The organism is Streptomyces sp. H27-H5 (genome assembly GCF_026627505.1).
Classification (GTDB): Bacteria; Actinomycetota; Actinomycetes; order Streptomycetales; family Streptomycetaceae; genus Streptomyces.
Genome location: NZ_JAPNLK010000182.1, coordinates 1 through 7,919, shown reverse-complemented (window position 1 = coordinate 7,919; position 7,919 = coordinate 1). Strand labels below are relative to the sequence as shown.

Annotated in this window: 9 protein-coding genes and 2 pseudogenes; 9 read left to right on the top strand and 2 right to left on the bottom strand. The window is 67.0% G+C overall.

The genetic code is table 11. From position 1 onward, the window contains the following. The first annotated feature begins 27 nt into the window (after nt 1-27). The 5 genes from OTB19_RS40740 to OTB19_RS40720 all read left to right on the top strand — a co-directional run bounded on the left by OTB19_RS40740 (nt 28) and on the right by OTB19_RS40720 (nt 2,216). On the top strand, nt 28-408 hold the full coding sequence (locus OTB19_RS40740) for a transposase (protein WP_324290588.1): 381 nt from the start codon (nt 28-30) through the stop codon (nt 406-408). An 11-nt stretch (nt 409-419) separates the two neighbouring features. Then, nucleotides 420-941: an IS3 family transposase gene (locus OTB19_RS40735; RefSeq protein WP_267803908.1), complete on the top strand. Its 522-nt coding sequence runs from the start codon at nt 420-422 to the stop codon at nt 939-941. Nucleotides 942-944: 3 nt separating this feature from the next. After that, entirely contained in the window at nt 945-1,343 is a 399-nt protein-coding gene (locus OTB19_RS40730) for a DDE-type integrase/transposase/recombinase (protein ID WP_267803906.1), read from the top strand. A 109-nt stretch (nt 1,344-1,452) separates the two neighbouring features. Further along, nucleotides 1,453-1,797 (top strand): transposase, encoded by a 345-nt coding sequence (locus OTB19_RS40725; RefSeq protein WP_267803904.1) that lies wholly within the window; start codon nt 1,453-1,455, stop codon nt 1,795-1,797. Further along, nucleotides 1,794-2,216 carry an IS3 family transposase gene (locus tag OTB19_RS40720; RefSeq protein ID WP_267803902.1) on the top strand — a complete coding sequence of 141 codons (423 nt, stop codon included), beginning with the start codon at nt 1,794-1,796 and terminating at the stop codon, nt 2,214-2,216. Before OTB19_RS40725 ends, OTB19_RS40720 begins: the two co-directional genes overlap by 4 nt. On the opposite strand, the gene OTB19_RS40715 is transcribed toward OTB19_RS40720, so the two are convergent. Beyond that, nucleotides 2,217-3,278: an IS630 family transposase gene (locus OTB19_RS40715; RefSeq protein WP_420717010.1), complete on the bottom strand. Its 1,062-nt coding sequence runs from the start codon at nt 3,276-3,278 to the stop codon at nt 2,217-2,219. A gap of 19 nt (nt 3,279-3,297) precedes the next feature. Here OTB19_RS40715 and OTB19_RS40710 point away from each other — a divergent pair. Then, nucleotides 3,298-3,798, top strand: a pseudogene (locus tag OTB19_RS40710) (IS3 family transposase); the annotation flags it as partial. A 332-nt stretch (nt 3,799-4,130) separates the two neighbouring features. Here OTB19_RS40710 and OTB19_RS40705 read toward each other — a convergent pair. Continuing rightward, on the bottom strand, nt 4,131-5,621 hold the full coding sequence (locus OTB19_RS40705) for a glycosyltransferase family 4 protein (RefSeq protein WP_267803898.1): 1,491 nt from the start codon (nt 5,619-5,621) through the stop codon (nt 4,131-4,133). A 24-nt stretch (nt 5,622-5,645) separates the two neighbouring features. Here OTB19_RS40705 and OTB19_RS40700 point away from each other — a divergent pair, with 24 nt between their 5' ends. The 3 genes and pseudogenes from OTB19_RS40700 to OTB19_RS43865 all read left to right on the top strand — a co-directional run. Continuing rightward, the gene (locus OTB19_RS40700) at nt 5,646-5,939 is read left to right on the top strand and encodes a hypothetical protein (protein ID WP_267803896.1); all 294 of its coding nucleotides are present in this window, start codon (nt 5,646-5,648) and stop codon (nt 5,937-5,939) included. 365 nt (nt 5,940-6,304) lie between these two features. Next, nucleotides 6,305-7,627 carry a glycosyltransferase gene (locus OTB19_RS40695; protein WP_267803895.1) on the top strand — a complete coding sequence of 441 codons (1,323 nt, stop codon included), beginning with the start codon at nt 6,305-6,307 and terminating at the stop codon, nt 7,625-7,627. Between the two features lie 15 nt (nt 7,628-7,642). Then, a pseudogene (locus OTB19_RS43865) lies at nt 7,643-7,768 on the top strand (transposase); the annotation flags it as partial. Nucleotides 7,769-7,919: the final 151 nt, after the last annotated feature.

The following is a 7,919-nucleotide window of genomic DNA, read 5'->3' as shown; positions in this document are numbered from 1 at the left end:
CATCAAGCACAAGCTCAAGAAGATCCAATACCGCCCCGAACTGATCAACGGCTGCCTCACGGAGACCGGGCTGACCATAGAACTCACCAAGATCGAGAAGGCGGAAACTACGAGTTCAACCTGAGTAAGCGGTATACGGCCGAGTTCAAGCGGGATGCCATCGCGTTGGCCCGCTCGTCGGACAAGACGGTGACCGAGGTCGCCCGCGACCTCGGGGTCAGCCCCGAAGGCCTGCGGGGTTGGGTGAAGCAGGACGCCGTTGACCGGGGTCAGGGTGGTTCGGGGGCGCTGACCAGCGCCGAGCGGGAGGAACTGGGCCGACTGCGTCGGCGCAACCGCGAGCTGGAGCAGACGGTGACCATCTTGAAAGAAGCTACGGCTCTCTTCGCGACGGACACGTTGAAGTAGACACCGACACGGTGTGCGGCTTCATCGACGCGCAGAGAGCCGATTCCAACCCCGACACCCCTGGTGACCAGGCGATACCCGGCCTGTCGCTGCTGTGCCGTGTGCTGGAGGTGCCGCGCTCGACGTACTACGCCTGGAAGGCCGCGCGCCCGGCTGCGCGGGAGCGGCAGGCCGCCGAGGACGAGCTGGCCGATGAGATCCGGGCGATCCACACAGGCCCTGGCTCCCGGGGAGCCTACGGCGCCCCGCGCGTCCACGCCGAGCCGCGCAGACGAGGCCGGACGGTCAACAGGAAGAAGGTGGTGCGGATCATGGCCGAGCGTGACATCCACGGGATCACGCGCCGCAAGCGGCGCGGCCTCACCAAGCCCGACCGCAAGGCCGCACCCGCTCCTGACCTGGTCGGACGTGACTTCACCGCTCCCGGGCCAGGCATGAAACTGGTCGGGGACATCACGTTCCTGCCGACGCTCCAGGGCTGGTGGTACCTGGCGACCGTGCTCGACCTGGGAACACGCGAGATCATCGGGTAGGCGATGGCCGATCATCACCGGGCCGAGCTGGTCACCGACGCCCTGCGCATGGCCGCCGGCCGCGGCGAACTCCAGCCCGACTGCATCATGCACTCCGACCGCGGGTCGGAATACACCTCGGGCGAATTCCGCCAGGCGATAAAGGAGTTGAGCCTGAGGCAGAGCATGGGACGAACCGGATCATGTTACGATAACGCCGCCGCCGAAAGCTTTTTCGGCTTGCTGAAAGCGGAGATCGGCACCACCGTCTGGGAATCCCACGAAGCCGCCCGCACCGACGTCTTCCGCTTCATCGAGATCGAGTACAACCGCGCCAGGCTCCGCAAACACCCCGAGTTCGGATACCTCACCCCACTCGAAACCCGGACCCTGCTGCAGCGAGACCTCACCCCCGCAGCGTAAACACACGCTGTCCAAGTTCAGGGGTCAACTTCACACGGGGCCTCCCCCTGAGTGGTGGACACGCTGATACTGGATCTTGATTGATCCGGAGGAAGCGAGAAGACCGCCGATGGCGTTGAAGGACTATTCGGATGAGTTCAAGGCCGATGCTGTGGCCCTGTACGAGTCCACACCCGGAGCGACATACAAGAGCATCGCCGCTGACCTGGGCGTCAACCGGGCGACCTTGCGGGAGTGGGTGCTGCGGGACCGCGAACGCCGCGGCGTCACCGCCGCGCCTGCGAAGCCGACTGCCCGGCACCGGGCGGTGGTGCCGCCCGCTGATCCGGACGAGCGGGTCCGACGGCTGGAAGCCCGGGTGGCGGAACTCGAGGCCAGTGAGCGCAAGCTCGCCACCGAGCGGGACATACTCCGCAAGGCGGCCAAGTATTTCGCCGGAGAGACGAACTGGTGATCAGCCGCTTCCAGTTTGTTGACGACCACCGGGCCACCTACGAGGTGAAGCGGCTCTGCGAGATCCTGGACGTGAACCGGTCGAGCTACTACAAGTGGCTCGCCGGCGTGGAGGCCCGGGCCACCCGGCAGCGCGAGGACCGGGTCCTGGCCGAGGAGATCCGCAAGGTCCACGGCGAGTCCGACGGCGCCTACGGCTCCCCGCGCGTGACTGCCGAGCTCCGCGAGAAAGGGCGGCGGGTCAACGAGAAACGGGTCGCCCGGATCATGCGGACGTACTCCATCACCGGGATCCGCCTGCGCAGACGCGTCCGCACCACGCTCCCCGACCCATCGACCGCACCGGTTGCAGACCTGTTCCAGCGGGACTTCACCGCCCTCGAGCCGGGGCGAAAGTACATGGGCGGCATCACCTATTGATCAGAAACTCAAAGGGTTCCCGTCGAGGACGTAGCGGACGTGCGGGCCGCCGAAGTAGCCGCGGACGATGTGTGGCTGACGCTGGCGTCTGCGGAAGAACCTGCGGGTCTCGGCGGCGAGTTCGGCCTGGTTCCGGGCCCTGTGGGTGCGGGGCAGGCTGCGTTTGAGGTCGGCGTTGACGAGCTCGTCCGGGTTCAGCTCGGGTGAGTACGAGGGCAGGAAGTGCAACTCGATCTCGTCCTTGTGGCCGGCGAGCCAGGCCCGGACGGTCTTCGAGCGGTGGACCGAGTGCCGGTCGACGACCAGATGGACCTTCCGGTCGAAGTGCCCGACGATCCGGGCGAGGAAGCGGCACATGACCCTCGCGTCGAACGACTCGGTGAAGACCATGAAGTGCATCCGGCCACGGGTGCTGATCGCGGACATCGCGTTCACGGAGAACCGGTTCCCGGTCCGGCGGACGATGGGAGTCGCGCCTTTGGCGCCCCGGGTGCGGCCGGTGACCTGGTCCGAGCGGACCCCGACCTGGTCGCCGAAGAGAACCTCGCCGTTCTCCGCCTTCGCCCTGGCCCGGATCGCCGGCCAGGTCTCCTCGTGCCGGACGCGGACCGCTTCCGCGTCCTGCTCGACCGCCCGCTTGTCCGGACGCTGGAAGCTCAGCCCCCAACGCTTGAGGTACTTGCCCACCCCGGGCTCGGTGAAGCGGACCCCGTACAGCTTGAAGACCAGCTCGCCTATCTGCCCCCGCGTCCACAACTGACCAGAAAGTCCCAGGTCGGAGGGAATGTGATCGAGGACGGCCTGCCGGACCGCAGCCTGTTCGGCCTCCGACAGGACCTGATGCTCACCCACGCGGCGGCCTCGCGAGCGGGACAGCAGCGCGTCCCGCCCGCCGGCCTGCCACTTCACCCACCAGTTGTCCACGGCCTTGACCGACACCTTGAACAGGGCGGCAACCTCAACCCGGTCCCGGCCCTCCACCAGAGCCGACACCGCCAGCAACCGCACAGCCTCCTGCGCGTCCGGCGACCAGGCCCGCGCATCCCCCACCAGATCACTCACACACCATCAACGAGCCCGAACTCAAAGCGTTTCGGATCAATATCTCCCGGTCGCGGGTGGGAAGTTCCTCTATCTCGCAACCGTGCTGGACTGCTTCAGCCGCAAGATCGTGGGCTGGTCCATCACCGACCACATGCGCACCAGCCTGGTCGCCGACGCACTACGGATGGCCGCTTCGACCCGCGGCAGCCTTCACGGATCGGTATTCCACTCAGACCACGGAGCCCAATACGGATCCGGGGCCTACGCCGATCTCTGCGACCAACTCGGGGTGACCCGGTCGATGGGCACGGTCGGCACCAGCGCCGACAACGTGGCCTGCGAAAGCTTCCACGCATCCCTGAAACGCGAGACCCTCAAAGGCGCCCACGACTACGGGGATGCCAGCACCTGCCGCCGGAGCGTCTTCGCCTGGCTGACCCGTTACAACACCCGCCGCCGGCACTCCGCCAACGGTCACCTCAGCCCCGACGAATACGAACGCCGACACCACGCCGCTAAACTCACACTCGCCGCGTGATCAATAACCGCGTGCCCACCTTCATGGGGGAAGGTCCCACGACCAGCACGAGCACCCCGACCGATCGCCACGCCAGCCCCTCCGACCAGCACGTTCGAAGATGGCGAAGCCTCAATGACGTACGGCCAACGAAGCACCTCGGCGATCAGCAGTCTTGGCGGACTATCTGATCAACGCGACCCCATTGCCCGCGTCACGACCCGGCGCCGAAACCCCTTGCCACCAGCGGAAATACCTTAACTACCCGGCCTTGGGTCAAGGCCCGCCGCCCCGGCCAAGCGAAAACCCAAGCCCATCCCTTAAAACAGCGGCATTGGGTTTAGCCCTGCAATCTACGAAGAGGAGTGGGCCGCGGCCGTGGGATCGGGCTGGCCGGTGTAGATGGAGGCAAACCCAGCGGCGGCGACGTCGATGGAGTATCGGGCCCGGACCGTGGCCCGAGCGCGCCGAGCCATGGCGTCGATCATCTCGGGTTCCGAGGCCAATAGCCGCTCCAACCCCTCGGCCAGGGTCCTGGGTGATGAGGTGTCCAGAAGGACTCCGTTGACCATGTCCTGGACATAGTGTGGGATGCCGCCCCGGTCGGTGGCCGCGACCGGCAGCCCCGCGTCCATGGCCTCCAGCACGGCGATGCCGAACTCCTCCTTCGAGCTGGGGCAAACGTAGAGGGCTCGGCCGGTGATTCCCGAGTGCGCCAGTGCACGCTCCAGACAGCGGATCTCGGAGTTGGGCATCGCGGGCACCATGGCCAGCCGGGCGGCTGACTGAGGGTGTGCTGCGATTAGATCGGCGATGGCCTCGCGTACGTCGTGCTCAGCGGGCCCCCTCCCTTCCGACCGGGCGGACCCGCCCACGACGACTAGCGTCGATCGGAGGTGGAGACCAGACTCGATCCACGCACGGACCAGGATGTGCTGCTGCTTGAGTGGGTGGAGGCGCCCCACGGTTAGCAGAAGAGGAAGGGCTCGAGCGGCGGGGTCGATCGCCGAGGGCAGGCCGGAGGCGAAGAGGCCCTCCAATAGTCGCTTTTGTCGCAGTGCTTCGTCATCGGCTGGAAGGTAGGCGGTGATCCCTTCCGGAGGCGCGCTGGGTCCTTGCCCGCCCCTGGCGAGGGCGAGCTGCGGAAAGTAGCGGATCAGCTCGGCCGTGCCGCCTCGGCCGGGGATGCCGATGACCTCGTCGGCTCGTGCGATGAGCATGTCCGCAGTGAAGACGCGGTGCAGGTCGTGGCGGAGTTCCTCCGTTTCGGCCCTTCCGGTGATCGTGCGTCCGGCGTGACGTTCGCTGATGCGGCGGTGTGGATCCGGTGTCGCGGTGAAGATCAGGCGCGCGCCCAGTGCTCGGGCGGCTTCGGCGATCGCGAGAGAACCGTCGTCCGCGTACCTGACGTGGACAAGGTCGGGGTGTCGCCCGAGTCCACCCACAAGAGTGCTCGTCCACCAGCTGAGGGCGCTGCGGCCGGGGCCGCCCGCCCCGAGCGCGGCGCCGTCGTGCGGATCGCTGGGGAGGCTGAGCGTCCAGTGCCCCGCTCCGCGGCCGCGCAGGAGAGTGGGCTCTTCCGGAAGATCACGCGCGTCCTTCATCACGAGAGTGATCACCGCATCGATGCCCCGAGTGCGCGCGAGTGCGTCGCCCAGTCCGGCGAGAAGGACACCGAGGCCTCCGCTGCTCCCTTCCCCGGGGCTATCGATCTCGCCGAGCAGCATCGACTGGACCACGAGCAGGCCGCCTCTCGACGGCAGGGGCGGCATGTCGAACGGTTTGCCGCCCCGCGCGACCGTGAGTAAAAGGCGCTCGTACGCATCGACGGCCGTGTCGGGCATCGGAAGAACGTGGCGAAGGTGCGGATGGCACGCGAGGTGACGCCACAGAGCGAGTCGAGCCGGCCTGCCCAGGAGCGGCTGCCGGGTGGCCATATCAGCCCATTGGGAGGCATCCAGTACGTCAAGGCGCGCCGCGGTGGCCAGGTCGATCAGTTGAGCCAACTCTGTGGAGTCAGTGCAACGCGGGATTTCGTCGCGCATCGCTCGGTGGACACGCACGGCGCCGTGATGGTGAAGCGTTGCATGCCAGGCTTCGGCGACCGCGCTGCGCAGTCGTTGGTCACCACTCCGCATGGCTACCAGGAGGTCCTCGGGTGAGACCACTGCTTGGGCGCGCATGGCGCGGCGAAGCCAGGCCGTCCTCCTGTCGAGGGGATCGGCCGGAAGATGGGTCGACTCCTCTTGATGGGGTGCGAGATACTCGGCGTTCAGGAAGGCCGTCAGGGTGCCGCACATGCGGGGGATTGGCTCGGTCTTCCCGGATGCCCAGAAGTGCTGGCGGGCTGCAACGAAAGGGTCGTTCCCGTCCATGAGGGTGCTGCTCTCGCTCGGGCGGATCGTCACCCCTCTTTCAGCCGGCCCCCCGGCTTCGGATGCGGTGAGATACTTATCGATCTCATGCCTGCGGATGTGGGACCCCGGATAAGAGACCCCGAGAGCCATCTGCCGAAAGTGAGTCTCTCATGCCGCGTGTCACCGTCATCGCTCCGCCGTTCCACTCACACGCGGCTCCTCTGTCCGTGCTGGCTGCCGGGCTCCGCGTGGCCGGGGTCGAGGTCACGTTCGCCTGCGCGGAGGAATTCGCGCTTCTGGCCGAGACGGCGGGGGTGGGATTCGCCCAGCTCACGGTCAGCCGCAACGCGAACACGGGAATCGCCCGGCGCACCAGGCAGGCCGGGGAGGAAAGCAAGCGACTGGAGGAGTTCTTGGAAGCCACTCGGGCCGGTGCCGTTCCTGCCCTGCTGGTCCAAGCCCGCCACCGCGCGGCCGACATGCTTGCTGAACCGGAACGGGTGCTCGCGCAGCTGCGGGCGTTACACGCCCGCCGACCGGCGGACTGGTATGTCGTGGACCAGCTGAGCTATGCGGTGACGCTTGCGTTGCACTGTCTGGACCTGCCGTACGCGACCTTCTGTCCCGGTCACCCCAGCTACTTGCCAGCTGCCCCGGACGCCCTGTTCGGAGTTCCCTACGCGTGGCCGCAAGCGGTGCGACCGTCCGCCGCGGACTTGCAAACCTTGCGCGGAAAGGCCCGGGCCAACGAGCGTTCCTTCAACGCGCTGTTCTCGCGGTTCATCGCCCGCCATGCTCCACACCGGCCCGTACCGAGCCGGGCGTTCGCGCACTGCTCCCCGCGTGCCGTCGTGCTGAACTACCCCCAACTTGACTGGCTGCCCCCACGCCCCGAGGGCCCGGCCTACGTATTCAGCGGACATCTCACTCCCACGGACACCCTCGACGCCGGCCCCTTCTGGAACTCCGAAGTACGCCGGCTGCGCCAGACCGGCGAGCGGCTGGTGCTGGTCGCGTTGGGAACCTTCCTCTCGGCCCGGCGGGACGTACTGGAATCGGTGACCCGCGGCATTCTCGTCGAGCGCCCAGATACCTCGGTGATCCTCGCGGCCGGGGACCAGGCGAACGCTCTGGCAGGTCTGGCAGGTCCCCGGGTAGGGGTGGCGGCGACGGTACCGCAGCAAGCCTTGCTCTCGCAGGTGGACGCAATGGTCCACCATGGAGGTAACAATTCCTTCACCGAATGCCTGGCGGCCGGCGTGCCTGCCCTGCTGCTGCCTTTTTCCAGCGATCAGTTCTCCGTCGCCCACGACGCCGAACGTTCTGGTTCCGGCCTGTGTCTGGACCCCTACCGACTGGAAGCGAACAAGGCGGGCCAGGCTGTCTCTACCCTGCTGGACGCACCACGACACGCCCTCAACACACTGAGCGCGCACGTACGCGAGCAGGGCCCGACGAGGGCCGCTCGGGCCCTGATTGAGCTGATGCGCTGACTGCGTACCTTCGTTTCTGTGCTGGGCGAACGCTATCCGGCGATCGTACGGACCCGGCGGTCGGCCTGGCCGGAGTTCACGCCCTACCTGGCATTCCCGCCGGCCATAAGGACCGTGGTCTACTCCACGAACATGGTCGAACCGCAAGGCCACCCGGAACCGGACTGTCAATCCCCTCGAAGTGTGGAGTCCTTCCTATGCGGCCAGCCCCACAGTGAGGCCGGTTCAGTACTCGCGTTCGTAGTCGATCGGACTCTTGAAGTCGCACACGCTGTGTAGCCGACGGGCGTTG